This window comes from Frigidibacter albus (assembly GCF_009908165.1).
In the GTDB taxonomy this organism is placed as follows: domain Bacteria; phylum Pseudomonadota; class Alphaproteobacteria; order Rhodobacterales; family Rhodobacteraceae; genus Frigidibacter; species Frigidibacter albus.
This window is the reverse complement of sequence record NZ_JAAAUC010000001.1, coordinates 301,513-326,955: the sequence shown is the minus strand read 5'-3', so window position 1 is coordinate 326,955 and position 25,443 is coordinate 301,513. Positions and strand designations below refer to the sequence as shown.

The window sequence follows — 25,443 nt, the reverse complement described above, 5'->3', positions numbered from 1 at the left end:
GCGCCCTTGCCCCTTGTAGCAAACGCGCGGGAGACCTGAATCCCCCGCGCGTCAGTTCAGTTGGTTGCGGCCTCTTACTCGGCGATGTCCACGGTTTCAAACGTGAAGTCACCCAGCGGGCTCATCTTGAAGCCCGACACCTTGTTCGACATCGGCACATACTGGGTCGAGTGCGCGATGGTGAACCAGGGCGCCTGCTCCTTGAAGATCACCTGCGCCTGCTCGTACAGCGCGGTGCGCTCTGCCGGGTCGGCGGTGACCTTGGCGTCCTTCAGCAGCGCCGAGAACTCCTCGTTGCACCAGAAGGCGCGGTTCGCACCGCCCTCGCCGGCGCTATCGCAGGACAGCAGCACCGACAGGAAGTTGTCCGGATCGCCGTTGTCGCCGGTCCAGCCCAGCATAACGGCACCGTCACGGCCCGCTTCCATCGACTTGGCCAGATACTCGCCCCATTCGTAGGAGATGATTTCCACCTCGACGCCGACCTGCGCCAGGTCTTCTTGCATCAGCTCCGCCGTGCGGCGGGCGTTCGGCATGTAGGGGCGCTGCACCGGCATCGCCCAGATCTTCATCGACAGATCGGTGACGCCAGCTTCTTCCAGCATCGCCTTTGCCGCTTCGGGATCATAGGCATCGTCTTCCACGGCGTCGTTATAGGACCACATGGTCGGCGGGATCGGGTTCTTGGCCGGCAGCGCCGCGCCCTGGAACACGGCATCCACGATGGCGTTCTTGTCGATCGCCATGTTCAGCGCCTTGCGGACGACCGGATTGTCGAAGGGCGCCTGGGTGGTGTTGTAGGCGAGGTAGCCGACGTTCAGGCCCGCCTGCTCTTCCAGCGTCAGGTTCGGGTCGGTGCGGATCGCCTCGATATCGGCCGGGGCCGGATAAGGCATCAGGTGGCATTCGCCGGCCTTCAGCTTTTGCAGGCGCACGGCGGCATCGGGGGTGATGGCAAAGATCAGATCATCGATGATCGCCGGGGTGCCCCAGTATTCGGTGTTCTTGGTGTAGCGGATCACCGCGTCCTTCTGGTAGGCCACGAACTTGAAAGGCCCGGTGCCGATCGGCAGGTTGTTCAGGTCTTCGCGGGTGCCCGCAGCGTCCAGCGCATCGGCATATTCCTTCGACACGATCGAGGCGAAGGGCATGGCGATGTTGGCCAGGAACGGCGCTTCGGGCTGGTTCAGCGTGAACTTGACGGTGTAGTCGTCGATCTTCTCGACCGACTTGATCAGGTCGGGCATCGCCATCGAGGTGTAGTATTCGTAGGTGATGCCGGGGATATACTGGTGCCACGGGTTTTCCGCGTTGCCCTGACGGTCATACGAGAAGATCACGTCATCGGCGTTGAAATCACGCGTCGGGGTGAAGGTCTCGTTCGAATGCCACTTCACGCCCTGGCGCAGCTTGAAGGTGTATTCGGTGCCGTCTTCCGACACTTCCCAGCTTTCCGCGAGGCCCGGCTCGACTTCGGTCGTGCCCTTCTTGAACTCGGTCAGGCGGTTGAAGATCGGGTGGGCCGAGGCGTCGAAGGTGCCGCCCGCGGTATAGGGCGCCGGATCGAAGCCCTCGGGCGAGGCTTCCGAGCAATAGACGAAGGTCTTTGCCTGGGCCGTGACGGCCGTCATGGCAAGCGCCGCCGAGGCCAGTACGAATAACGTTTTCATGGGCATTCTCCCTTTGGTGGTCTTGAAACGGGCTGCCGGTTTATCCGGCAGGTATGCTGGCGACGCCCAGGGGCGCAACCGTGGACTTCGCGTCAGCTTCGCCCTGCGCGTCCGGGAAGGCCTGCAGGGGGTGAGCAGAATGGGTCACGGGGTGCAGCATCTTGCCCATCCACAGCAACCGCGCCGGCGTGTCGCCGGGGTTGGAGTAGGAATGGGGCTGAAGGCCGAGGTAATGCATGCTGTCGCCGGTGTGCAGCAAGAAGCTCTGGCCGTCGACGATCTGCAGGATCTCGCCTTCCAGCACGAAGATGATCTCTTCGCCGGAATGCTGCACGGTCTCGGTGCTGTACTGCGGCGGCACGTTCAGAACGAACGAGGTCAGTTCATGCCCCGGAAAGTCGGCGCCCAGCTTTTCATAGATCACCGAGTTCCCGGCAACCGAGAAGCGGGGCCGCTGGCTGGCGCGGGTCACGGCGTCGGACTGGCGCGGCGTCGCGATGAAATGGTCGATGCTGACGTTCAGCGCCGCGGCGATCTCGGCCAGCGTGCCAAGGGTCGGGACCGCATTGTCCCGCTCGACCTGGCTGAGATAGCCGACCGACACGCCGCACGCATTGCTGAGGGCCTGAAGCGTCATCGACATCATCTGGCGGCGCTTGCGGATGCGCGGGCCGAGGGTGAAGCTGACGCCGCCGGTCTTCTTGCTCATTGCGATCCTGGACTGAGGTGACGTTCGGGGGGGTGACGTTCGGGGATGACATTCGGGCGAGAGTTCATCCGAAAGGCCGAGGCTTTGCAACACAGATTATTCCCGTGGAAAAATCTTTTTTCTGCACGGCGGCTGCGCCCGGCCTCGCCGGGCGCTGACGCCAGGCGCGTGGCCGCCGCGGTCACACAGATCGCTGCAGCTTTGTCACCTTGATCCAGGTCATCGCGGAAGTTGCGCGTCTGCGCCCTGATTGCGGTGATCTTAAGGAGGTCACCATGGCTTTCCTTTCTCCAATGGGCAGGATCGAGTTTGCGCGGCGCATTGCGGTGCTGGCGTGTTTGTCGGCGGCGATTGCATGTGCAGGCGACCCCGCCCCCCGGCTGATCGCCGCGGCGCTTGCGGGTGCCGCCTACCTCTGGCCGGGGCCCTCGCGGCCTCCAGGGACGCTGCGGATGTCACGGGTCCAGGCCGTTATCCTTCCTGACCTGCTGGGGTTCGCGCTGATCGGCTTTTTCTTCGGGCTGCCTTTCCTGATCGGCGGCGGCGATCTTCACCCCTCGGCCTGGCTGCTATGGCCGATGGCGGGGCTTTTGGCAGTCCTGCCCATGCTGGCGGCAGTGTCCTCGGCCTTCGGCCTTCGGCTGGAGGAACAGGGGCCCCAGATCGACACCTGGCGCCATTGCGCCCGGCTTGGGTGGGGCGACATCGCCAGCGCCAAGCCGCACCGCCGGGGGTTGCCGGTCTGGCTGCGTCGGCTTGCGCCGCTGCTGGCGGCGGGTAACCCTACCGCCTCCGGCGCCATCCTGCTGGCCCGCGACAGCACCGGCACGGAACTGACCACGCAGGACGGGCGCCGGTTTGTCATCCCGCGCGAAGGGTTCGAACAGGGCCACGCCGCGCTCTTGCGGGTTCTTGCGGCGCAGGGGCTTTCCCCCGCCCGCAACGGCACGATTCATGAAGGAGCCTCCAAGTGACCCTCCACATTCCGCCCTCCCTGCTTCGCCGGATCGCCGTCATCCTCCTGGCCCTTGGCCTTGCCGGACCGGCACCGGCGCAGGGCCTAGAGACCCATGATCTTGGCGAGGTGACCTTTGCCGCGCCCGCCGACTGGCAGGTGACCTCGGAGATCCGCGAGCGCAGGGTGATCCTGGCCTCGCCAGACGCAAGGCTGACGCTGGCGGCGTTCTGGTGGATCGCGGATGAGCCGCTCTTGGGCTGGCCGGAAGAAGTGCAAAGCGGCCCCGTAGTCGTTGCGGGGCAACCGGCCACGTTCGTCCACAGCCTGCAGGGCGCTACCCGCAGCATGATGGTCGTGCTGGACGAACCACGGCCCGAAGACGGCTACCGGCTGCTGTTCGATCTGTCGGGCGAGGGCATTGCGGCCGGCGACCTGCAGGCGGCGCTGTGGGCGATCCTGGGCAGCATCAGCTTTGACGGCTCCGGCGCTCCGGAGACCCCGTTGATCCTGCCGCAGGTTCCGGGCACAGCGCCAACGGCAGCGCCCGCCCCGCCCGACGCCGAAGAGGCGATCTTCGATGCGGCGAGCGGCATCGGCCTGCTGCGCCCCGCCGGATGGGCGCTCTACACAGCCGACCAGCCTGGCGCGCGGCTGCTGACATTGGTCTCACCGGACGCGCGCGCCCTGATGATCGTTGCGCTAAGCCCCGATGACGCGGCTGCGCAGAGGACCGAGGATCATTTCTTCTCGCAATGGGTGGTGCCGCGCTCGATCGAGGCCGACGACCGCGCCAGCCTTGCGGGCCATGACGGGTCGGTCCTGACGATCATCGCCCGTATCTACGCCCCCGCCGGCACCGACCCGGCCTTTGACCGGGCAGTGGCGCGCGTGTTCCGTGGCCGTGACGCTGCCGGAGGCCGGATGCTGGTCGCCACCCTGCGCCCCGAGGATGATCCGGGCGCCGATGCCCGGCTGGCGCAGATGATGGCGAGCGTGACACGGGGGGCGGCTCCGGTCGCGCCGCTCGGCACGGCCGCCCTGTCGCCGGACACCGATGCCCTGGCGGTCTGGACGCCGATGCTGGAGGCGCTGTTCGGCGGCGACTGCGTGCCGGCCGATGCTACCTGGTTCGCCAGCGGGCCGGGGGCGGTGTTCGCGCGGCACGGCTATGCGACGGCCGAATGGGCGCTGTCCTGCAAGGCTGGGGCCCTGCCGGTCTTTGGCATGGACTTCGCCTATGACATGCGGGGGCCGACGGGGGACTACTTCACGCCGCTGTTTCTGGACCTTCTGGATGTGGTGCCGGGCGGCATCTTCGTGGCCATCGAAACCACGGACCTGACCGTCGCCGTCGTCGAAGGCGGGGGCGACAGCCTTGATATCCGGCAGGACGATCTGCCCGACCCGCGCGCCTATGCCGCCTCGCTTGGCGCAACGGCTCCGGCAGAGACGGCACCGCAACCCGTGCCAGAGCCTGAAGCCGCCGCGCTGCCCGATCTTGCGCGAACTGTCCCGCAGGGCGAATTGCTGGCCGCCCTGCCGCATCCGAACTGGCTGCCGCTGGAGGCCGATGGCGGCAGTTTCGAGGGCTTCGCACGCAGCGAGGCCGGCAGCCTGACAATCGAGGTGCCGGCAGGCAGCCGCTGGGGCACCACCGGCATCCGCACCGCCGGCGCCGTGGTCACCGGCCCGCGCATCGGCTCGATGCAGCGCATCACCGTGGGTCTGGATCCTGCCCGCACCGCGCAGGCCTGGCTGGCACTGGTGCCACCGGACCGCGCCGGAGAGGTGGACCGTGACGTGAACCATTACCGCCTTGGCGTCGATCTGGCCGATCCGGCCGCGCCCGCTGTCCGGCTTTGGCTGGGCAAGGCCAAGGTGCTGGACATGGCCCTGCCCTCGGTGGAGGCGGCCCGCGAAGTGACGATGGAGATGTATCCCCAGGGCTACGTCCGCCTGTTCGACGCGACCGGCGCCGTGCTGGGGGATGCCGTCTTCGCCGGTCACCTGCAGGCCGGCTATGTCCTCTACGCGCTGGCGGAATCGCCAGACCGGGCCTCGGCCACCCGCGCCGCGTTCACCCGCATCGCCGTGTCCACCCATCCGTGGGAGCCCGGCCCCGCCCATGACCGTTTCGCCTATGGGCCCGAGATGGCTCCGCTGTTCGACGGCAAGGGCCTCGGTCCGCACTTCCGGCGGCTGCTGCCGCGTGGCACCAACTTCTCTGCTGAAGAGATCCGCATCGCCGAGGGCGCGCTGGCCATCGACCTGCCCGAAGGACAGGGCGCGGCACAGCTTGGCATCTACTCTCCCGAACCGGTGGTCTGGCCCGATCGTCTGACCCCCGATGGCGCGGCCACCGTCACGGTGGAGCTGGACCCCGCCCGCACCAGCGGCATGGTGCTGGCCTTGTCGGTCCCGCGCGCCAGCGAGGGCATCATGCCCACCAACCCGACCTGGTTCATGCATTGGCGCCGCGCGGCGGACGGCACCGGGCGGATCTCGACCTGGCACGACAGCGGCCGCGATCTGGTCGAGATGGAGGCCCCGGGCATCCTGCCGGACCAGATCACCCTGGGGATCCGCGAGGGCCGCGTGGACGTCCGGGGGCAGGGCCTGCCCGAGATCGGGATCCCGTGGCCCGGCGCGGCGGGGGGGCAGGGCCTGCGGCTCTTTGCCTTCACGCAGCCAGACCAGCCCGGCATGGCGGTGCAGATGGCGATCCGCAGCATCAGGGTTGGCCGCGAGCCCGGCGGCATGGTTTCGCCGGACCCGGCACCGGGCGTGGCCCCCCTGCCCGCCCGGGCGCTGTTCGACGGCACGGCAAGCGATGCGTGGAAGCCGGTCGGCCTCCGCGGCGGTGATCCGGCAAGCGTGCGCTTCGCCGATGGATGGATGCTGGCCACGACCGACGGCACTGCGCGCGACGCGGCGGCGGGGCTGGTCTCGGCCGCGCCGGTCGCGGTGCTGGACCACAGGTTGCAGCGCACCCCGTTCCGCATTGCCCTGACGCTGGACCCCGCCCGGACCGAGGGGCTGCAGCTTTACCTGTCGCCCCAGCCCAATGACGACATGATATCGGCCAACGAGGCCGCCGTGGTGTTCCAGCGCGCGGCTGACGGTGTTCATGCCGGCGACTGGCAGATGACCCTTGCCGCCGGCTACTGGCCGACCTGGAGCCGCTGGATCGACGACCGCTGGCTGACCGAGAACTGGACCGGCGAGATTGTCCTGCGCCTTGGGGTCCGCTGGGTCAGCGTGGTCCTGCCCGCCGCCGAGGGCCCGCCGCTGGAACTGCGCGGCACCGGGTTCACCAGCGACCTTGGCAAATCCTTCCACCTGTCGGTGCTTTCGGTGACCGATGCCATCGGCCGCCCCGGCAACCTGACGCTTGGCCCGATCACGGCCGGCTGGGAAACCCCGCCCGGAATGGACGCGGCAGCCCGTTTCGGCCTGGTCGATGACGCCGAGTTCGACGTGGAGGCCTTCCTTGGCGCGGCCCTCGAGAAGGCCGCAACAGACCTGGAGACAGATCAATGATCCTCAAGCACACCCATGTCTTGCCGGGCCTCCTCTGCACCGTGCTGCTGTGGGCCAACCCTGGCGCTGCGCAACAGGACCCGGCGCGCAGTGACGCCGACACGGCGCTTCTGTCGCAGATCATCGGGCTGGATTACGGCAAGCAGCGCGCCGTCTACGACCGCCTCGGCTTCGATCCGGGGGATGACTTCTGGAACTGCATCTGCCGGACGGCCGCCTACGGCTCGTCCTCGACCTCGCAATTCTATCACCCCGGCACCATCGGCGAATATGACAAGCGCTATTCGTGCAACCAGCCCGGCGATCCCTGCGTCGTGTCGGGCTATGGCTGCATGCGCTATCCCCTGCCCTCGGATGCGTCGATCTGGGAGACATGCAGCGCCAGATCGGTCGCTGCGGGGGCCGAAGATCCGCTGGCCGTGCTGGTCGCCTCGGCCAGAACCGCCGCTGCGGCAGGCAAGGGGGCCGGCGCCGCCACGGCGGCCGCTGCGGCAGCGGCCGCCAAGGAGACCTGCGCCCGGCTCCGCGCCGAGGCCCTGTCGCAGCCCGATGCCGGCCCCGACCGGCTGCTGCGCGACGTGCCCGCCGACAAGGTGCTCTACACCCTCTCGCCGGACGCGATCGAGCTGCTGCGCGAGCAGGTGGACGACGCAACGATCAGCGGGGCCCTGCGGGCGGCAGGTGAGGCCGGCGTCTGGACGGCGGATTTCCTGGCGCGGCGGCCCGAACTGCTGAAACCCGATCAGGTCGATCTGCGCGTCGATGTCTCGCCCGATGGCCTTGGCGGCGGCTTCGAGGTCGGCTTCGGGCTCGACAAGGAGGGGCGGGTCGAACCGCAAGAGATCGTGCTGAAGATGGAGGGGGTGAAGGACGGCCCGAATGTCGAGTTCGGCATCGGCATCGGCCTGCAGGATGGCGACTGGACCAAGCCGGAATGGAACGGCAGGGTGAAGGTCGGCTTCTCGCTGGACGGGGTCGAGCTTGGGCCGCTGGCGCTGGAGGGCAAATACGGCATATCGATCGACCAGAACCTCTCGACCGAGGATTTCTATGACGGCGAGTGGCAGACCCAGAGCGAATACCGGCTGGTGCGCTGGATCGAGGATGGCGTGGCGCGGCTGGACTTCTACGTCGGCGGCGCGGCGGGGGTTGGCGGAAAGTCCGCCAATGTCGGGCTGGAAAGCTCGTGGAACCTGCGCGACCGCTATACTGCCGGGGTCTTCGACGAAATGACCACGGCGCTGGACAACCTGCTGGAGAACCAGAAGATCTGGGAGGACCGCCGCCGCGCGCTGATCGAGGAAGAGGCCCGCGCCTGGGGCATCGACACGACCTGCATGGGGCCGGGCTCGATGATCTCGGCCGTCAACGCCGCCTATCAGGAAAAGCTGCGCGGCGATCCGGGCCTGCCGCGCCCCTTTGCCAAGCTGCGCAAGCCTGTCCCTGCGCCGTAACCGTCCGCGCCGCGCGGTTCCGCAGGGCCTCGCGTGCGCGCCTTGCTGCGACAGGCCGACCGGGACTCACGGTTTTTGGAACACCGCGACCTGCACCTCGCGGAGCGCCGCAAACACGCCGGTCTTGGTGGACTGCGCGCGATAGGCGGCGCGCGCCGCAGCGTGCATGTCGGCGGTGATCGGAGCGGTCAGCGTCGGCAGATGCATCATGCGCCGCTTGAACTCTTCGAAGCTGCCGAACCGGATCGGCGACAGAAAGGCCAGCCGCCGCTGCCGCTCCAGGCCGGTGAAGCGCGTCAGCGCCGCTTGCGCCAGGCTTCGCACCTCGGCCTCGTCGTGGAAGATGCGCATGATCGCATCGAACGGCCCGCGGGCGACGGGCTCCGAGACATAGAGCAGCCCACCCATCCGCAGCACCCGCGCCGCCTCTAGCAGCGCCCTGTCCATCCTGTCCGGGGCGACGTGATGCAGTGACTTCATCATCGCCACCACGTCAAAAGCCCCATCCGCCACCGGGAGGGCCTCGGCCTTGCCCGCCAGCAGCTCGACACCCTCGGATGCCGGACCAAGCGTCTCCGGCAGATCGATCCCCACCACCCGTGCCGCCCCGGCCTCGGACACAAGCCGCCTGGCAAATCCGCCGTCGCCGCAGCCGACATCGAGGATCCGCGCGCCTTCCAGTGGCAGTAGCCGGCGCATCAGGCCCAGCTCGTCGTCGACAACCTCAAGCGGCGCAGCAGCCCCGGCCCCCCGATCCCCCGCCGTCATGGCGCCAGCGTCTCCAGAACCCGGCGCGCGCGTTCCACGATCGGCCGGTCGATAAGCTTGCCGTCCAGCCGGATCGCCCCGGCCTCGGCACCGTCGGCCGCCGCGACAATGGCCCGCGCCCGAGCGATCTCGGCCTCATCCGGCGCGAAGGCGCGGTGGACGGTGGCGACCTGCCTTGGGTGGATGCACAGCTTGCCGCCGAACCCCAGCCGCCGGGCGCGCCGGGTCTCGGCCGTCAGCCGCTCTGCATCGTCCAGCGCCACGGTCACGCCATCGACCGGCGACGCAATCCCGGCAGCCGCCGAGGCAAGGACAAGTTGCGAGCGGGCGAAGAGCAGCTCGTCGCCCTCACCCTCGATGCCGGCGTCGAGCTGGAAATCCACTGATCCGAAAGCCAGTTGCAGGACGTTCTTCACCCGTGCCAAGGCGCGCGCCTCGAAAATGCCCTGCGCGGTTTCGATCAGCGGCGTCACCGGCAGGCCCGGCCGCAGCCCCGCGACGAAGGCCGCAAGCGCCGCGGGATCCTCTGCCTTGGGCAGCATCGCCAGCGTCACGCCGGGCAGCGCCAGAAGCTTGATGTCCTCGGCATGCCATTCGGTGCCGATGCCGTTCACGCGCACCGCCGCGCGGCCGCCGGCGGACAGCCAGTCGTGGATCGCGCGCCGGGCGACCTCCTTCTGCTCGGGCTTCACGGCATCCTCGAGGTCAAGCACGGTCACGTCGGCGCCGGCCGCCACGGCCTTGTCGAACCGCTCGGGCCGGTCGCCCGGAACGAAAAGATAGCTGCGATGGGTCATGGACTGCCCCCTCCCAAGGGCGCGGATTGAAGGGTCAGGATGGTGCCGAGGCCTGCCTGCCGCCGCGGCGCGGACCCGTCAGCATCAGGAACACGCCGACCGCGGACAGAAGGGCGCCGAAGGCCAGAAACCCCAGCGGATAGCTGTGGCTTTGCGCCACAAGGCTGGCAAAAAGCGGCGGGCCGACGACGACGCCGCCATAGGTCAGGAACAGGCTGGCCCCCGTCGCCGCGCCGACCTCGCCGGGCGCCGCAAGCCGCGCCACCTCGGCCAGGAACACGCCGTTCCAGCCGATGGCGCTGGCCCCGAAGATGGCGGCGATCAGGGCGAACCCCAGGATCGGGACGCCCGGCCCGACCATCGCCAACGAGATGCCGGCGGCGCCCATCACCACCCCCAGAAGGCCCAGAAGCAGCCGCGGCACGATCACCTTGTCGGCCATCCAGCCCCAGCCAAGGCGCCCGACCACCCCCGCGACCTGCGCCACCGCGAGGATCGAGCCGGCGGTGACGAGGCTAAGCCCGCGCGCCTCGGTGAGGTAGAGCACCAGGAAACTGGTCAGGCACAGTTGCATCGCGCCGAAGAAGAACGAGCAGAGGCCAAGATCGCGCAGCGCCGGCGTCGCCAGCACCTTCATCAGCGGCTTCAGGGCACGCGAGGGCGCAAGCGGGCGCGAGGGGTCGCGGTCGCTGTCGAACATCGGGCGGATCGTCTGCGTCACGGCGGCCATGGCAAGGAGGGCCCCGCCCAGGCAGATGGCCGCGCCCTGCCAGCCAAGCCCGTGGATCAGCAGGGGGACCATCAATCCCGCCAGCATCCCGCCAAGCGGCACCCCCGTCTGCTTGAGCGAGAAGGTCAGGCTCATGCGATGCGGCGGGGTGGTGCGGATCAGGATATGCGAGCTTGCGGGCGTCACCGGGCCATAGCCAAGGCCGATCAGCACCGCTGACAGTACAAGGCCGGCAGGTGTGGCAAGGGCGGCGGCGAACAGCCCCGAACCGCAAAGCACCAGCGAAACCTGGCTCATCCGGATCGGCCCGAAGCGCGAGACGAGATCGCCGGCCACAAGCGTCGAGACGCAGGCGGCGGCGTAGACCACGCCGACAAAGATCCCGACCCAGCCGGCCGGCAGGCCGGTCGACAGCGCCGCAGCGGGCGCCATCACCGGCGCTGCCAGCGCCGCCAGCGACACCAGCGCCTGGACGGCAATGGTAACAACCAGCGGCAGGACGCCGCGGGCCGGATCGGTTGGGCTCATTGCAGGACACTCATATCTTGGGCGAAGGGGGTGGTCGGCGCATCAGCCCTGCCGCTCGGTGCGAGAGGTTGCAGGCGCCTCCAGCCGCAGGGTCATGGACTGGCTGAAGCGGTCGCCGGGGTGCAGGTTGATCGCGGCCTCGAACAGCTCGTTCCCGGCGGTACGATACTTGCGGGTGACGCGCAGCCCGGCCTCGCCCGGCTTGGTGCCGAAGGCCTCGGCGGCCTCGGCATCCAGAAGCACGGCGCTGACCTGCTGGCGCACCTCGACGGCACGGCAGCCATGTGCCTGCTCGATCATCACATAAAGCGGCAGGGAAGGCGCATCGACCCCGTCGAGCACGCCGCGATACGGCCAGGCGATGTAGACCTCGGCCAGCGCAATCGGCAGCGCCTCGCCCAGGAAATGGCGGCGGCCGCGGACGCGCAGCCAGGCCTGGCCGGGGCGACACTCCAGAAACTCGGCCAGTTCGTCATCGGCGATGACCTCGGTCTTTTCGGTCAGCGTCAGGTTCACCTCGCGCACATACTGGAACAGATCGCCGATGCCCTCGCTGGAGTGGACATAGCGCGCCGCCGGGGCCTGCGCCCGCACGCGGGTGCCGACGCCCGGCTGGCGGGTGACGAGGCCCAGATCGTGCAGGCGCCGGATCGCTTCGCGCACCGTGTGACGGCTGACGCCATAAAGCTCGACCAGCTCGAACTCGGTCGGAAGCAGCCCGCCCACCGGGTAGCGGCCCGAGCTGATGTCATCGACCAGGGCCTGCGCCAGCGCCTGATAGCGCAGACCCGACGCAAGCGGCGACTGTGGGAGGGGGTTCTGACTCATGGCACCTTGGACATACGGGTTGGCATCGGGGGCCGGGCCGACAGCGGGCCCAGGATTTCGTCATTATGGGCGCCAAGGCGCGGGCCGGGGCGCAGGGGCAGCGTTTCGCCGGGAACGCGGACCGGGCAGGCCAGGGTCCGGATCTGGCCGCGCACCGGATGCGGGGTTTCCACGATCATCCCCTGATCGCGAACATAACTGCTGTCCAGCGCCTGCGCCACGTCATAGACCGGCGCCGCCGGAACCTTGCCCGCAAAGCTCTCCATCCACTCCGCCGTCGTCCGGGCAGACAGGGCTTCGTCCATTTCCACCGTCAGCGCGTCGCGGTTTTCCAGCCGCACCTTGAAGCTGCTGAACCGCGGATCGGTGGCCCAGTCCGGCCGGTCGATGATCGCGGTGAAGATCGGCCAGAACTTCTCCTTGTTGCACATCACGAAGATCCAGCCGTCCTGGGTGCGGTACATCTGGCTGGGGGTCAGCGAGGGATGCGCGCCGCGCGGCGCCCGGTCGGTGGTGATCCCGTCATTCATGTACCAGGTGCCGAGGTAGTTGACGTTGTGCAGCGCCACGTCGAACAGGCTGGTGTCGATGTCGCGCCCTTGGCCCGTCGCCCGGGCCGAGACAAGGGCCGCCAGCAGCGCCATCGCCGCCGTGGTCCCGGTCATCATGTCGATGATCGAGATCCCGAAGCGCGCTGGCGGCCCGCCCGGCTCGCCGGTCAGCGCACAATAGCCCGCCTCGGCCTGCATCAGATAGTCATAGCCCGGCCAGGCCTTGCGCGGCCCGGTGCGGCCATAGGCCGACAGATGGCAGCAGACGATCGCGGGGTTGATGGCTTTCAGCGCCTGGTAGGTCAGGCCCAACTTTTCGGGCAGGTCGCCGCGCAGGTTGTCGAACACGGCATCGGCGGTTTCCACCAGCGCCTCGAACAGGTGGCGCCCCTCGGCCGATTTCAGGTCGAGCGTGACGCTTTTCTTGTTGCGGTTGAAGGACTGGAAGAAGTGGCTGTCGCCGGGTTCAAAGAAGTAGGGGCCGACCATGCGGCCAACCTCGCCGCCCTCGGCCGGGTTCTCGACCTTGATGACCTCGGCCCCCAGATCGGCAAGGTGCTGGGTCCCGAAGGGCCCGGCGCCGTATTGCTCGACCGCAATGATGCGGACGCCTTCAAGCGGCAGGCTCATGCCGGATTCCTTTCGACAAGCTGGCGGGCGATGATCAGCCGCTGCATCTCGTTCGTGCCCTCGCCGATGGTCAGCAGCGGGGCGTCGCGGTAGTAGCGTTCGACGTTGTATTCCTTGGAATAGCCATAGCCGCCGTGGATGCGCAGCGCGTCGGTGGCATTGCGCAGTGCGGCTTCCGAGGCGAAGTATTTCGCCATCCCCGCCTCCATGTCGCAGCGCTCGCCGCGGTCGAAGGCGCGGGCGGCGCTTTCCACCAGCAGGCGCGCGGCTTCGACCCTCGTGCCCATCTCGCCCAGCATCAGCTGAATCGCCTGATGCTCGCAGATCGGCTTGCCAAAGGTCTTGCGGATCTGGGCGTATTTCACCGAGTCGTCCAGCGCCGCGCGGGCCACGCCGACGCCGCGGGCCGCGACGTTGATCCGTCCCAGCTCCAGCCCCGAGAGGATCTGCTTCAGCCCCTGCCCTTCCTTGCCGCCGATCAGCCGGTCGACGGGCACGCGGTAATCGGTGAAGGACAGCTCGCAGGTGTCGATGCCGCGATAGCCCAGCTTTTCCAGCTTGCGCTCTACCTTGAAGCCCGGGCCCTTCTCGGCGATCAGCAGGCTCATGCCGCGGTGGCGCGGTTCGGCGGTGGGGTCGGTCTTGACCAGCAGCGCGATGCAGTTGCCATACATCGAGTTGGTGATCCAGGTCTTGGTGCCGTTGACGACATAGTCCTCGCCGTCCCGCTTCGCGACCGTGCGGATCGCCTGCAGGTCGGTGCCGGCGTCAGGCTCGGTCAGGCCGATGCCGCCGCGCAGCTCGCCGGTGGCAAAGCGCGGCAGGAATTCGGCCTTCTGGCCCTGCGTCCCGGCGCGCTGGACGGCGGAAGCCATGATCAGGTGCGAGTTGATGATCCCGGACAGCGACATCCAGGTGCGCGAGATCCGTTCGATGATCCGCGCATAGGTGGTCGTGGACAGGCCGAGACCGCCATATTCCTCTGCGATGATGCAGCCGAACAGGCCCATTTCCTTCATCTTCTCGACGATCTCGGCCGGGTAGATGTCGTCATTCTCCAGCTTGCGCACATGCGGCTCGACCTCGACCTCGAGGAAGCGGCCGATCATGTCGAGCATCATCTCTTCTTGCTCAAGATTGTCCTGTTCGTCTCTCATCTTTGGCTCCTGTTCTGGTGGGCCGGGGGCTGATCAGCCGCGCCCGGCAAGAATGGCGGAAAGGCTGCGGGCCGACATGCCGTCATCGAGGCCAAGCACCGCGGCCTCGATCCGGTCCACCGCCGAGGCGGACAGCGCCATCGCGGCGTTCTCGCGGAATTTGGCGATGATCTCGGCGCTGGACAGCGGCCGATCCGAGGCGCCGCGGTTCATGTGCTCGCGGTGGCGAAGCTCGCGCCCGTCCTTGAGCTTCACGATGACCTCGCCCGAGTAGTATTTCGGGAAGGCCGAGTTCGGATCGACCTCGTAATCGACCTTGCGCGCGATGCTGAGGGTCTCGGGGTCGTTCAGGATCTCGGGTTCCAGCTCGGACAGGCCGAAGCGGCCATGCACCAGCCCCGACGCGACTGCGAAGGGGATGGAGAACTGCGCGTCATAGCTGTTCTGCGGGCGCTGCTTGTTGCGCACCGGCTCGCACACCGTCTTGACCACTTCGCCCGGGATCAGCGCCCGGACATGTTCGATCATCTCGGGGCGAAGCCCATGTTCATTGCGCAGCGCGATGGCAGAGTCGGCGCAGGCATGGGTGAAGTGGCAGGCCGGCAGCGGCTTGACGGCGACCTGCGTCACTTCCCAGATCTCGCCCAGCCCCTCGGTGGCAATCGACAGATCGCACGCCTCCAGCAACGGCCCGAGGTGGCTCGCGTAAAGCCCGAAGCGCCCCTCATAGGTCTCCCTGGGGCCTTGGAAGCCATTGCGCGCCAGCGTCGCCGCGGTGATCCCGCACACGCCCGCCCAGCCGGGATGGATCCGCTTGGTCCAGGCGCCGTCCTGCAGGAATTCAAGGCTGCCAGAGCCCATCGAGAGCGCGATGCCCTGCGCATGGGACAGCTGCTTTGCGGTCAGCCCGCGCAGCTTGCCGGCGATCAGCGCGCAGGCAAAGGCGCCGACCAGCCCGGTGGGGTGAAAGCCGGTCTGGTGGAAGCCGCCCTTGGCGACCGACCCAAGCCGCGTCGCAACCTCCATCCCCGCAATGTAGGAGGTCAGCAGATCGCGCCCCGAGAGGTTTTCGGCCGCAGCCATGCCCATCGCGGTCGGGAAACAGCTGGCGGTGGCGTGGATCACGCCGCGGGTGTGGGTGTCATCGTAGTCCAGCCCGTGAACCAGAAAGCCGTTCATCATCACCGCATCGCGCAGCGGCAGCCGCGCGCCATAGCCGATGACCTCGCCCGGCCCCTCACCAAATTCGCGCAGGGCCGAAAGCGTGCGGTGCGCGAAATCGTATTGCGTCGAGGCAAGTGCAATGCCGACCGCGTCGAGGATCAGGTGCCGGGCCCGTTCGCGCGCGGCGCCCGGAATGGTCGCACCTTGCAGGCCTTCGACGAAGCCTGACAGTTTCTGCGCGATGGTCTCTGCGCCGGCAGCAACGTCGATCGTGGATTGTTCGTTCATTCCTGAAGTCCTCCTAATGGACCAGTGTCAGCGAAATCGCCGGCACGAAGGTGATCAGCGCCAGCCCCACCATGCGGACGCCGTAGAAGGGCACGACCCCGCGGGCAACCTCATGCACCGGGATCTTGGAAATCCCGCTCATCACGAAGAGGTTCAGCCCGATGGGTGGGGTCAGCGTGGCAATCTCGACATTGGCGACCATGATCACCGCGAAGTGGATCGGGTCGATGCCAAGCGCGGTTGCCGCGGGGAACAGCAGCGGCGCTGTCAGCACGATCAGCGCGATCCCGTCGAGGAACATGCCCAGGATGATCAGCGCGATGTTCACGACCAGCAGGAACACCCAGGGGCTCATGTTGGCAGCTTCCAGCGCACCGATCAGCTGGGCCGAGACCCCCATCCGCGCCAGCACGAAGCCGACGAGGCTGCCGCCCATCACCACCGCGAAGATCATGGTGGTCTGCAGCAGCGACACGCGCGCCGTATCCCACATGTCGCGGAGCGAGACAGAGCGGTAGACCAGCAGGCACAGGACGGCGGCATAGGCCGCGGCAAAGGCCGAAACCTCGGTCGGCGTCAGGAAGCCCGAATAGATGGACCCCAGCACCAGCACCGGCATCATCAACGCCGGCAGGGCGCGCGGCAGCTTCTGCCCGAAGCCCTTCCAGTCGGGGCGTTCGGCGCGGCGGCCATAGCCGTTCTTGCGCACCATCACATAGGTGCCGATCATCAGCAGGCAGGCTTCCATGATGCCGGGCAGGATGCCGGCCATGAACAGCTTGTCCACCGGCAGCCCGACGATGGAGCCGATCAGGATGAAGCTCAGCGACGGGGGGATCATCAGTCCCAGCGTGCCGCCGACAGCGACCAGCGCCGCGGCAAAGCGCGGCGGATAGTTGTCGCGCCGCAGGCCTTCGACGGTCGAGGCGCCGATGGCGGCCGCGGACCCGACGCTGGAACCCGAGATTGCGGCGAAGAACACCGCGGTCAGCAGCACGGTCTGCGCCAGCCCGCCGCGCACGGCGCGGACAAGGCTGCCTGTCAACTCGATCATCAGTTCCGCGATGCGGCCCCGCATCATCAGGTTGCCGGCCAGCACGAACATCGGCACCGCCATCAGCGCGTAGCTGTTGACGGACTTGAAGGCGGTCTGCGCGATGACGGTGTTCGGCACGCCGCCGAACCACAGGAGCAGCACGGCCGCGACCAGGCCGAGGGCGACGGCGACATGGCTGCCGATCGCCAGGAAGAGAAGCGCGAATGGGAGCGCGAGGGCGACGGTCATGTGCGGTCCTCCGAGGCATGGGGTTCAGGGGGGGCATCGGGCGCGGCGTCGGGCGTGGCGCCCGCACCGGGCTGTGCGCCAAAGGGCTCGGCGCCCTTCCAGGCGCGGATCAGGCAGCCGAGGTAGTAGCCGCCCATCAGCAGCGCCCCGATCGGCATGGCCATGAACAGGACCCACATCGGCAGGTCGAGGTTAGATTCCGTCATCATCCCCATCGTGTAGTAGCGATAGACCTGCGGCAGTGACGCGGCGAAGAGCACCGCCGAGAAGCCGACGCCGGCGACGCTGGCCAGCAGGTTGCAGACCCGGCGCAGGCCCGCGGGCAGCATGTCCACCAGCATTTCGGTGCGGATGTGATACCCGCCCCGGCCGGCGGCGCCGATGGTCAGGAAGAACGCCCAGATCATCAGGTAGCGCACGCCCTCCTCGGCCCAGAAGAAGCTGCGGTCCATGAAGCCCCGGTTGAACGCCTCGAACAGCATGATCGCGGTGGCCAGCAGCGCCAGGATGGTCGCCAGTGACAGCAGCCAGCGTTGCTCGAACCCGGTCCAGTGCGAGGTGCGCGGGCCCCGGTCCGGCGCAATGCGGGAACGGGGCGGCGACACGTCGGATCCTGCCTTGGATCCGACGCGCTCTGCCTTGGGATCAGCCGCCGACGCCACAGGTCGTCTCCAGTTCGGCCATCTGGGCCATGACCTCGGGATGGGCCTCGGTGAAGGAGGTGGCGCTTTCGTCTGCGAGTTGCCGCCAGCGCGCCGACTCGGCCTCGTCGGCAACGTGGAAGACAGCACCCTGCCCGATCATGTGCTGGATCGCCGCGTCATCGGACGCCTTGGCATCGATCCACTGCCGCTTGGAGATCTCGTCGAGCGAGGAGGTGATGGCCTCTTGATGTTCGGCAGGAAGCCCGTCGAACCAGGCCTTGTCCGCGACGACCGCATAGGTCGAAAGGCTGAAGCCGGGGACATACCAGCCGTATTTGCCGGTCATCCCGATCATTTCGGCCCAACCGGCGGGCGACGAGAACACACCGTCGATCGCGCCTTGCGACATCGCCGTGCTCATCTCCGACGCGGCCATCGAGACCGAGCTGACCCCCAGCCGGTCCATCGTGTCGAGGAAGACCCTGCCGCCCGTCACCCGGACCTTCTTGCCCTTGAGGTCCTCCATGCTGGCGACCTCGTCATCCTTGAAGATGAAGAACAGGTCGGCCGTGCGCAGCAGGCCAAGGATCTCGAGCCCGCGCGGCTCGACATAGGAAGACATCACCCCTGTCAGCCCCTTGGCGAAACACTCATTCGCCATCATCTCGTCGCTAAGCGCGAAAGGAAGGTTGATCACGCCGGTCGCAGGCTCGATCGACTCCACCCGCACCGAGACCGGCCAGACCATCTGCACCGCGCCGGTGCCGAGGGCCGCCAGCGCGTCCTGCTCGTTGTAAAGCTGGCCGGCGGGGAACACCTTGACGCTGATCTCGCCATTGGTCCGCTCATCGACCATCTGCGCAAATTCGTTCTGGTAGTCGGTTTTCCAGTGCGTCGCCGCGACTTCGCTTGGCAGCACAAGGTCCTCGGCCACTGCAGGCGCCGCGAGGGTAGCAACGAGCGCCGCGCCAATGGCTGTTCCTGCGCGCAACGACGTACCGAAAGATGTGTTCTTCATGTGCGGATCTCCTCCCTGAGATGCGTGTGTCCGGTTTGTTCATCTTGCGCGGGGCGGACGCCCCCTGCGCGCGGTTTAGACTTTTGGCCTTGCGCAGATCTCCCCCCGCGCCTTGTCCTTGTCGCTTGGCCGGGGCTAGTAGCCCGCGGCCTCGTCGATGTTTCCGTCCCGCTTCTGGATCAGCGCGGAGCGGTCGAAGCTCATGAAAACCGTGCCATCCGCCTTCTTGCCCAAGGTCCGCACCTTGACGATGCCGGCGCCGGGGCGCGACTTGGACTCGCGTTTGTCCAGCACCTCGGACTCGGCATAGATCGTGTCGCCGGGATGGATCGGGCCGCTGAGCTTGATGCTCTCCCAACCCAGATTGGCGATGGCCTTGCCGCTGACGTCCTGCACGGTCATCCCCAGCACGATCGCCACCGTCAGCCCGCTGTTGACCAGCGGTTTGCCGAACTCGGATTTCGACGCGTACTCGGCGTCGCAATGCATCGGGTGCTGGTTCATGGTCATCAGCGAGAAGTTGATGTTGTCAGCCTCGGTGATGGTCCGGCCGGGCCGGTGCTCATAGACATCCCCGACGACGAAATCCTCGTAGTACCGCCCGATTTCGCCGCGATACCGCTGCTCGCCGATCTTCCGCACGATCTGTCTCCTCCCTGTCCTCATCCCATGCCAGCCGGCCAAGGTTAATTTGTTCGGCTGTCCGGACAAACTAGACCGCGGGAACGATTCGCGTCAACCGGCAAGTTCCCTCGGGCCATGCTGAGGGGTTTGCGGCGGTATCCGCGAAGGTTACCGTCAAGGCATCGAGGGCAGGTTTTCGGAGGATTGGGCGCAGCTGGTCGATATGGACTTCGCATCGCCATCGCGGTCACGCGAAGGCGAAGGCGATGCGCGCGGCATGCGCGCCATGTCAGGTCGACGGTTGCGCTTCCGGGGTCGCGCAGAGCCGATAGCCGACGCCGCGAACGGTTTCGATCAGATGCTCGGCCTGAAGCGGGCGAAGCAGCAGGCGCAGGCCTTTCACGACCTGATCGATCTGCCGCGATGCATCGGAGGCGTGGCCCCAGACGCGCCGCGAGATATGCGCCCGTGTCAGCATGTGGGACGGCTCGTCAACAAGGCCGGCCAGAAACCGGTATTCGGTTGGCGACAGGTGGATCAGTGTGCGGGCCCATTCGACGCGGCGCTCAAGCTCGTTGATGGTCAGGTCGGCGAACGCCAGCCGGCCGGTCAAAGCCTCTGGCCGCACCCTGCGCAGGAGCGCCCTTATCGCTGCAAGACCGATATCCGTGCGACACTGACTCGAGATGACCTCATCGATATGACCATCGAAGATCAGCGCCGATGACAGCCAGGCCTGCTCGTCCCCCAGGACCACGACCGGCAGATACCGCGTGCGAGAGACCTCGCGGAGCCGCGCGATGATCCCTGGCAAATCGTCATTCCGCGTCTCGCTGGCGATCAGCAGCAAGTCAGGACGCTGCTGGATGACGATGGCCCGGGCCTCTGCCTCGGTGCGCGCGACAGACACATCAAAGTTGGCCGCAAAGATGTCTTGCTGCCCGATAACCGGCAGTTCGCCGTCCGTCGCAAATATGGTCACGCAAGGCAGCTCGGTGTCAGCAGAACCGGTGATGGGCAGCATGACGCGGTTCATGGCGGTCAGCCCAGCGCGTAGCCCGCGCCGCGAACCGTGCGCACCGGATCTTCGCCGCCCTGCTGGCACAGGGCCTTGCGCAGACGGCCGATATGCACATCCACCGTCCGGGTATCGACATAGATGTCGCGGCCCCAGACCCGGTCGAGCAGTTGCTCGCGGCTCCAGACCCGCCCCGGCTTTTCCATGAAGGTCGCCAGCAGCCGGAATTCGGTCGGGCCCAGCTTCAGCAGCGCCTCGCCGCGGAACACCTTGTGGCTTTCCGCATCAAGCCGGATATCCTCGAACATCAGCGTCTCGCCGACGGTGGCAGGCCGGGTGCGGCGCAATTGCGTGCGCACCCGGGCCATGAGTTCGACCACCGAATAGGGCTTGATGACATAGTCATCGGCGCCGGTTTCCAACCCGCGGACCCGGTCCACTTCTTCCGACCGGGCCGAGAGCATGATGATCGGCACACCCCGCGTCTCGCTGCGGCTTTTCAGCCGCCGGCAGACCTCGATCCCCGAGACGTTGGGCAGCATCCAGTCCAGCACGATCAGATCGGGCCGGTCCTCGGAGACAAGCAGCAACGCCTCTTCGCCGTTTTCGGCCTGAGCCACGCGAAATCCTTCGGCCTCCAGGTTATAGGCCAGCACTTCGCGCTGCGCGGGTTCGTCCTCGACGATCAGGACCGAGGGGGTGTCGGCTGGCATCTGCTCAGTCCTCGCCGTCGCCCAGATCGGCCGGCATCACGCTTTCGCCCTTGATGCGCGGCTCGTCCGGCACGGTGCCGGTGATCAGATAGATCACCTGTTCCGCGATGGTGGTCGCATGGTCGCCCATACGCTCGATGTTCTTGGCGATGAAATGCAGATGCATGCAGGGCGTGATGTTGCGCGGATCTTCCATCATGTAGGTCAGGAATTCGCGGAACAGCGCGTTGTACATCTGGTCGACGTCCCGATCGCGCGAGCGCACGTCATGGGCCAGCTCCAGATCGCGCTGGATGTAACTGTCCAGCGAGTCCTTCAGCATCACCTCGACGGCCTTGGCCATCCGCCGCAGCGCACCGCCAGCACCGTTGATCGCCGGCATCTGCGCCAGGACATGGCTGCGCTTGGCCATGTTCTTGCAGTAATCGCCGACCCGTTCGAGGCTCGCGGCGATCTTCATCACTGTCAGCACGGTGCGCAGGTCCGACGCGGTGGGAGAGCGCAGTGCCAGCAGGCGCGCGGCCTCGGCATTTACCAGCTCTTCCATCTCGTCAACCAGCGCGTCGGTGTTGCGGACCTTCTCGGCCAGCTCCTCGTCGCGGGTTTCCAGCGCCTGGGCGGCATCAAGGATCTGGGCCTCGACCAGCCCGCCCATCTTCATGATCATCGCCTGGATGGCTTCCAGATCCCGGTCGAAGACCGAGGCGATATGGGGGTCTTTGTTCATGCTCATGATGTCACCCGATCCGGCCAGTTATGTAGCTTTCCGTCCGCGGATCCTGCGGATTGGTGAAGATCTGGCCCGTCTCACCATACTCGACCAGATGGCCAAGATGGAAGAACGCCGTCTTCTGGCTGACGCGGGCGGCCTGCTGCATCGAGTGCGTGACGATGACCACAGAGTACTGGCTGCGCAGCTCGTCGATCAGCTCCTCGACCTGCGCCGTGGCGATGGGGTCCAGCGCCGAGCAGGGCTCGTCCATCAGCAGCACTTCGGGGTTGGTCGCAACCGCACGTGCAATGCACAGACGCTGCTGCTGGCCGCCCGACAGGCCGGTGCCCGAAGCATCAAGCCGGTCCTTGACCTCGTTCCAGATCGCGGCACGGCGCAGCGATTTTTCGACGATCTCGTCCAGTTCCGCCTTGTTGCGGGTCAGGCCGTGGATCTTGGGGCCGTAGGCCACGTTGTCGTAAATCGACTTCGGGAACGGGTTCGGCTTCTGGAACACCATGCCGACCTTGGCGCGCAACTGCACCGGGTCGACCTTGGGGTCATAGATGTTCTCGCCTTCCAGGAGGATCTCGCCTTCCACCCGGGCGCTGGCAACCGTGTCGTTCATCCGGTTCAGGCAGCGCAGGAAGGTTGACTTGCCGCAGCCCGACGGGCCGATGAAGGCGGTGACGGTCTTGTCGAGGATATCGACATCCACGTCCTTGAGCGCATGGTTGGTGCCGTAATACACCTGAACCCCACGGGCCGTGATCTTGTTCTCGGTGATATCCACGTCTCTCTCCACGATTCGCATGTCGTTCATGGCGGGGCCCCCTTACCAGCGGCGTTCAAAGCGGCGGCGCAGCACGATGGCAAGCGCGTTCATGAAAAATAGGAAGATCAGCAACACGATGATCGCCCCGGACGAGCGTTCGATGAACGCCGGGTCCGAGCGCGAGGCCCAGGAATAGACCTGCACCGGAAGGGCGCTGGCCGGGTCAAGGAAGCCGCCGTCAAGCGGGCTGGCCGGGTAGTTGGTCACGAAGGCGACCATGCCGATCAGCAGCAGCGGCCCGGTTTCCCCGGCAGCCGAAGCAAGGCCAAGGATGGTGCCGGTCAGGATGCCCGGCGCCGCCAGCGGCAGCACATGGTGGACAACCGTCTGCATCTTCGACGCGCCGACCCCAAGGGCCGCATCGCGGATCGAGGGCGGCACGGCGCGGATCGCGGCGCGGGTCGCGATGATGATCGTCGGCAGGGTCATCAGCGTCAGCACCAGCGCACCGACCAGCGGGGCAGAAGACGGCAGCCCCGCAAAGTTGATGAAGATGGCAAGGCCCAGGATCCCGTAGACGATGGACGGCACGGCCGCGAGGTTCGAGATGTTCACCTCGATCAGGTCGGTCAGCCGGTTCTTCGGCGCGAATTCCTCAAGATAGATCGAGGCGGCCACACCGATGGGCAGCGTGAAGATGAAGGTCAGCAGCATCATGTAAAGCGTGCCAAGCAGCGCGACGCCAAGGCCGGCAGCCTCGGGGCGCAAGTCCGACGCGTCCGGGGCGGTGATGAAGCTCCAGTTGAACTGGGAGCTGAGGATTCCCGCCTCTTCCATCAGGTCGGCCATGTCGAGCTGGGTCACCGTCACGTTGGAATCGCGCTCGGCGATCTCGCGGGTGACGCGGCCCTTGAAGTAGCCATCCACCCGGCCGCCCGTGAAGACGTCGACCGTCACGGTCTGCCCCACCAGCGAGGTGTCTGCCAGGACGCGGTCCCGCAGGCGGGCCGGTGCGTCCTTGGAGATCATGTCGGTGATTTCCTTGTCGGTCATGCCTTCGACCACAAGGCCCTCATCGGCCAGATGCTTGACCAGCGACTCGCCCAGGATGCGGGCATAGCCGATGGTGGTGACCTTCGTCATCTCGGCCACGTCGCGCGTGCCGGTCTTGTCGACCACGGCGGCATCGATGGTCACCGGGAAGGTCATCGTCGCCTGGTAGAAGGCCGAATGGCCGTCGCGGATAATGGTGAACAGCATGATCGCCAGCGTCAGCAGCGCCACCACGATGGCGGCGATGCCATAGGCGTGGAACCGGGTTTCGGCAGCGTTGCGGCGCTTCATCAGCGGCGTCGCGGTCAGCAGCGAGCCATGCGCTTGCGGACGCTTCGGGGCTTCCGCAGAGGTCGGGCTGATATCGGTCATTCGTACTGCTCCCGGTATTTGCGCACGATCCAGAGCGCGAAGATATTGAGGCACAGCGTGATCACGAAGAGTGTCATGCCGAGTGCAAAGGCGACCAGGGTCTCGGGCGAGTCGAAGGCAAGGTCGCCGGTCAACTGGCTGACGATCTTCACGGTGATCGTGGTCATCGCCTCGAAGGGGTTCAGGCCCAGCTTGGCCGCGGCACCGGCGCCCATCGTCACGATCATCGTCTCGCCGATGGCGCGGCTGGCGGCCAGCAGGATGGCACCGACGATGCCGGGCAGCGCGGCAGGCAGAACCACCTTGCGGATGGTTTCCGACTTGGTCGCGCCGAGGCCATAGGACCCGTCGCGCATCGATTGCGGCACCGCGTTGATGATGTCATCGGTCAGCGACGAGATGAACGGGATGTTCAGCACGCCGATCACCAGACCCGCGGTCATCACCGAAGAACCAGAGTTGCCAAGGCCAAGCGGCATGGCGATGTAATCGCGCAGGAACGGGCCGACAGTCACAAGGGCGAACAGGCCGAACACCACGGTCGGGATGCCTGCGATCAGCTCGATCACGGGCTTCACCACAGAGCGGACCTTGGGCGGGGCATATTCGGCCGTGTAGATCGCGGCGAAGATGCCGATCGGCACCGCCACCACCATCGCCACGAAGCTGATATACAGCGTGCCCCACAGCAGCGGGATCAGGCCAAGATCGGAACCGCCGCGGAACTGCGGGTTCCAGGTCAGGTTGAAGAAGAACTCGCTGATCGGGTAAATCCCGAAGAAGCGGATGGTCTCGGACAGCAGCGACATCACGATGCCGACGGTCGTCAGGATGGCGACCCCGGCCGAGGCGATCAGCAGCCAGCGCACGAAGGTCTCGGACACGTTGCGCGCGCGGAACTCCCCATGGATGCGCCGCAGGGCCAGGACGAAGCCCGCCACCGCAAGCACCAGCACCAGCACCGACATGATCATCGCGCCGTTGGCCTGCATGATGCGGAAGCTCTTGGCCATCTCGAAGATCAGCGGATCGACTTCAGAGCCAAGCGCGATCCCGACTTCGGCAAGGCGCCCGCGAATGTCGGAGCCATCGGCGCTCAGATCGCGCAGCTCGTCATTCGTCATGCCGGTTCTGGCCTGCAGCGCGTCAAGGCCGCTGGCGATCCGGGCGACGTCTTCCATCGCCAGCTTCGACGCCGTGGCATCTTCGGCGATCTGCGGGCCAAGCTGGCCAACGATGCGCCCATCGATCACCATCGGCTGCACGATCAGCCACAGGGCCATCAGCGCAAAGGCGGGCACCGCGGTGAAGAGGAAAACTGTCTGGCCGTAATAGCCCGGCAGCGAATGCAATCTACGGGAGTCGCCCTGAACGCTTTTCAGCGCGCGACTCCGACCGACGAAAAAGCCGACAACGGCCAGGGCAAGGACGATCAGGGACAGTATGCCGACGCTCAT

General features: G+C 66.8%; 22 protein-coding genes. 3 read left to right on the top strand and 19 right to left on the bottom strand.

The window, feature by feature from the left end:
• Nucleotides 1–74: 74 nt before the first annotated feature.
• The gene (locus GVY41_RS01435; RefSeq protein ID WP_161342650.1) at nt 75–1,670 is read right to left on the bottom strand and encodes an ABC transporter substrate-binding protein; all 1,596 of its coding nucleotides are present in this window, start codon (nt 1,668–1,670) and stop codon (nt 75–77) included.
• A gap of 40 nt (nt 1,671–1,710) precedes the next feature.
• On the bottom strand, nt 1,711–2,379 hold the full coding sequence (locus GVY41_RS01430) for a helix-turn-helix domain-containing protein (RefSeq protein ID WP_161342648.1): 669 nt from the start codon (nt 2,377–2,379) through the stop codon (nt 1,711–1,713).
• Nucleotides 2,380–2,654: 275 nt separating this feature from the next.
• On the opposite strand from GVY41_RS01430, the gene GVY41_RS01425 reads away from it, so the two are divergent.
• The 3 genes from GVY41_RS01425 to GVY41_RS01415 are packed head-to-tail and all read left to right on the top strand — an operon-like array spanning nt 2,655 to nt 8,331.
• Complete coding sequence (locus GVY41_RS01425; RefSeq protein ID WP_161342646.1) at nt 2,655–3,353, top strand: hypothetical protein; 699 nt, start codon at nt 2,655–2,657, stop codon at nt 3,351–3,353.
• The gene (locus GVY41_RS01420; protein ID WP_161342644.1) at nt 3,350–6,877 is read left to right on the top strand and encodes a hypothetical protein; all 3,528 of its coding nucleotides are present in this window, start codon (nt 3,350–3,352) and stop codon (nt 6,875–6,877) included. The genes GVY41_RS01425 and GVY41_RS01420 overlap by 4 nt, the downstream gene beginning before the upstream one ends.
• Entirely contained in the window at nt 6,874–8,331 is a 1,458-nt protein-coding gene (locus GVY41_RS01415) for a hypothetical protein (protein ID WP_161342642.1), read from the top strand. Before GVY41_RS01420 ends, GVY41_RS01415 begins: the two co-directional genes overlap by 4 nt.
• Before the next feature lie 66 nt (nt 8,332–8,397).
• On the opposite strand, the gene GVY41_RS01410 is transcribed toward GVY41_RS01415, so the two are convergent.
• The 17 genes from GVY41_RS01410 to pstC all read right to left on the bottom strand — a co-directional run bounded on the left by GVY41_RS01410 (nt 8,398) and on the right by pstC (nt 25,443).
• Nucleotides 8,398–9,099 carry a class I SAM-dependent methyltransferase gene (locus tag GVY41_RS01410; RefSeq protein ID WP_161342640.1) on the bottom strand — a complete coding sequence of 234 codons (702 nt, stop codon included), beginning with the start codon at nt 9,097–9,099 and terminating at the stop codon, nt 8,398–8,400.
• Nucleotides 9,096–9,896: an HpcH/HpaI aldolase/citrate lyase family protein gene (locus GVY41_RS01405; protein WP_161342637.1), complete on the bottom strand. Its 801-nt coding sequence runs from the start codon at nt 9,894–9,896 to the stop codon at nt 9,096–9,098. The genes GVY41_RS01410 and GVY41_RS01405 overlap by 4 nt, the downstream gene beginning before the upstream one ends.
• A 34-nt stretch (nt 9,897–9,930) precedes the next feature.
• Nucleotides 9,931–11,154, bottom strand: coding sequence for an MFS transporter (locus GVY41_RS01400; RefSeq protein WP_161342636.1), 1,224 nt, complete (start codon nt 11,152–11,154; stop codon nt 9,931–9,933).
• 42 nt (nt 11,155–11,196) lie between these two features.
• Complete coding sequence (locus GVY41_RS01395; protein ID WP_161342634.1) at nt 11,197–11,982, bottom strand: GntR family transcriptional regulator; 786 nt, start codon at nt 11,980–11,982, stop codon at nt 11,197–11,199.
• Nucleotides 11,979–13,163: a CaiB/BaiF CoA transferase family protein gene (locus GVY41_RS01390; protein ID WP_161342632.1), complete on the bottom strand. Its 1,185-nt coding sequence runs from the start codon at nt 13,161–13,163 to the stop codon at nt 11,979–11,981. The genes GVY41_RS01395 and GVY41_RS01390 overlap by 4 nt, the downstream gene beginning before the upstream one ends.
• Nucleotides 13,160–14,320 carry an acyl-CoA dehydrogenase family protein gene (locus GVY41_RS01385; RefSeq protein ID WP_161342630.1) on the bottom strand — a complete coding sequence of 387 codons (1,161 nt, stop codon included), beginning with the start codon at nt 14,318–14,320 and terminating at the stop codon, nt 13,160–13,162. Before GVY41_RS01385 ends, GVY41_RS01390 begins: the two co-directional genes overlap by 4 nt.
• A 33-nt stretch (nt 14,321–14,353) precedes the next feature.
• Nucleotides 14,354–15,772, bottom strand: coding sequence for an MmgE/PrpD family protein (locus GVY41_RS01380; RefSeq protein WP_161342628.1), 1,419 nt, complete (start codon nt 15,770–15,772; stop codon nt 14,354–14,356).
• Nucleotides 15,773–15,785: 13 nt separating this feature from the next.
• Nucleotides 15,786–17,057 carry a TRAP transporter large permease gene (locus GVY41_RS01375; protein WP_161342626.1) on the bottom strand — a complete coding sequence of 424 codons (1,272 nt, stop codon included), beginning with the start codon at nt 17,055–17,057 and terminating at the stop codon, nt 15,786–15,788.
• Entirely contained in the window at nt 17,054–17,662 is a 609-nt protein-coding gene (locus GVY41_RS01370) for a TRAP transporter small permease (protein WP_202456063.1), read from the bottom strand. The genes GVY41_RS01375 and GVY41_RS01370 overlap by 4 nt, the downstream gene beginning before the upstream one ends.
• Nucleotides 17,663–17,702: 40 nt before the next feature.
• Entirely contained in the window at nt 17,703–18,719 is a 1,017-nt protein-coding gene (gene dctP / locus GVY41_RS01365; protein WP_161342624.1) for a TRAP transporter substrate-binding protein DctP, read from the bottom strand.
• 135 nt (nt 18,720–18,854) lie between these two features.
• Entirely contained in the window at nt 18,855–19,361 is a 507-nt protein-coding gene (locus GVY41_RS01360) for a MaoC family dehydratase (protein WP_202456062.1), read from the bottom strand.
• A gap of 271 nt (nt 19,362–19,632) precedes the next feature.
• The gene (locus GVY41_RS01355) at nt 19,633–20,367 is read right to left on the bottom strand and encodes a winged helix-turn-helix domain-containing protein (RefSeq protein ID WP_161342620.1); all 735 of its coding nucleotides are present in this window, start codon (nt 20,365–20,367) and stop codon (nt 19,633–19,635) included.
• A 17-nt stretch (nt 20,368–20,384) separates the two neighbouring features.
• Nucleotides 20,385–21,074, bottom strand: a complete 690-nt coding sequence (gene phoB / locus GVY41_RS01350; RefSeq protein ID WP_161342618.1) for a phosphate regulon transcriptional regulator PhoB — start codon at nt 21,072–21,074, stop codon at nt 20,385–20,387.
• Between the two features lie 4 nt (nt 21,075–21,078).
• Nucleotides 21,079–21,801: a phosphate signaling complex protein PhoU gene (gene phoU / locus GVY41_RS01345; RefSeq protein ID WP_161343102.1), complete on the bottom strand. Its 723-nt coding sequence runs from the start codon at nt 21,799–21,801 to the stop codon at nt 21,079–21,081.
• A gap of 10 nt (nt 21,802–21,811) precedes the next feature.
• A complete protein-coding gene (pstB, locus tag GVY41_RS01340; RefSeq protein ID WP_161342617.1) occupies nt 21,812–22,609 on the bottom strand; it encodes a phosphate ABC transporter ATP-binding protein PstB in 798 nt (265 codons plus the stop codon).
• Nucleotides 22,610–22,621: 12 nt separating this feature from the next.
• Nucleotides 22,622–23,986, bottom strand: a complete 1,365-nt coding sequence (gene pstA, locus GVY41_RS01335; protein ID WP_161342615.1) for a phosphate ABC transporter permease PstA — start codon at nt 23,984–23,986, stop codon at nt 22,622–22,624.
• Nucleotides 23,983–25,443 carry a phosphate ABC transporter permease subunit PstC gene (gene pstC / locus GVY41_RS01330; protein WP_161342612.1) on the bottom strand — a complete coding sequence of 487 codons (1,461 nt, stop codon included), beginning with the start codon at nt 25,441–25,443 and terminating at the stop codon, nt 23,983–23,985. The genes pstA and pstC overlap by 4 nt, the downstream gene beginning before the upstream one ends.